General features: G+C 49.3%; 2 protein-coding genes. Both read right to left on the reverse strand.

The window, feature by feature from the left end:
- Positions 1-416: 416 nt before the first annotated feature.
- Positions 417-959, reverse strand: a complete 543-nt coding sequence (gene gmhB / locus AACS18_RS02565; RefSeq protein WP_181363238.1) for a D-glycero-beta-D-manno-heptose 1,7-bisphosphate 7-phosphatase — start codon at positions 957-959, stop codon at positions 417-419.
- Between the two features lie 113 nt (positions 960-1,072).
- On the reverse strand, positions 1,073-1,144 hold a 72-nt coding region (locus tag AACS18_RS02570), incomplete at its 5' end, for an EF-Tu C-terminal domain-related protein (RefSeq protein WP_219927954.1).

Here is a 1,144-nt window from a genome sequence, read left to right on the forward strand (position 1 = left end):
CAAACTCTTCAATTTAAGTTTGGTTGCTTCGAAAAGCGGCTCAATGAATTGCTGAATTAACTGCTGCAACATTAAGTTGCTTTGGTCACTTCATCAGACATTGAAAATCAAAAATTGTTTTTGATGTTCGATGCTGTGAGTGCCCACACAGATTGCTTGATTCAAATTGTTAAAGAGCAACGCAACAGTGTGTTGCTGCGGGAGTGGGATTCTACTCAACCGCCTTCTCGAGTCAAGCCTTATTTTCAAAGGCTTTTCGAGGTTATCGACGAGGTTGTTTGCGTTGCCGCTTGCCCTGTCGATGGAGGCGCATTATAGGGAACAGATTCTTTCTGGCAAGCAGATAATTGCAAAAAGATGGCTTTCACTGTTTGTTCGCTCACAAAGCCACCAATTGGCATATTAAACCGGCGAAATCAGCTCACTGCAGGCACCGCAACAGCAAAATCGTGCAGATTGTCATAGAGAGCATCGGCCAGCGCACTACCCGTTTCGGTCACCGGCTTGCCGGTTCTGACCATGATCTTGTGACCAACCCCGGCATTGATGGCAGCTTTCAGATCAGAGGGCTTGTCACCCACCATATAGGAACGACTCATGTCGATCCCCAGTTCCTGATGCGCCAACAGCAGCATGCCTGGCTCCGGTTTGCGGCAATCACAGGGGGCGCCGTGATCCGGATGATGGGGGCAGAAATAGATGCCATCGAGATCCACATCCCGATCAGCCAGTGACCAATCCATCCATTCAGTCAGATTCATGAAGTCATCTTCACTGAAGTAGCCGCGGGCGATTCCGGACTGGTTAGTGACGACGACCAGCAGATAGCCTTTCTTTTTGAGGAGCTGCAGGGCGTCTATGACTCCGGGCAGAAAATGGAAATCATCGACCTGGCTGACATAGCCAGTGTCTTCATTGATGACACCGTCACGATCCAGAAAAATGGCGGGGTTGCTCACGGAAACTACCTCTATCAATGGTTTTGCCCAGTATCTCACAGGCCATAAATAGCCCCAAAAATAAAAGGGGTGGCCAAAGCCACCCCTTTTCATGTTTGTATATAACGAATCGATTAGGCGATTACGCTAGCTACAACACCGGCACCTACGGTACGGCCACCTTCACGGATAGCGAAACGCAGGCC

The organism is Aeromonas sp. HMWF015 (assembly GCF_963878965.1).
In the GTDB taxonomy this organism is placed as follows: domain Bacteria; phylum Pseudomonadota; class Gammaproteobacteria; order Enterobacterales; family Aeromonadaceae; genus Aeromonas; species Aeromonas veronii.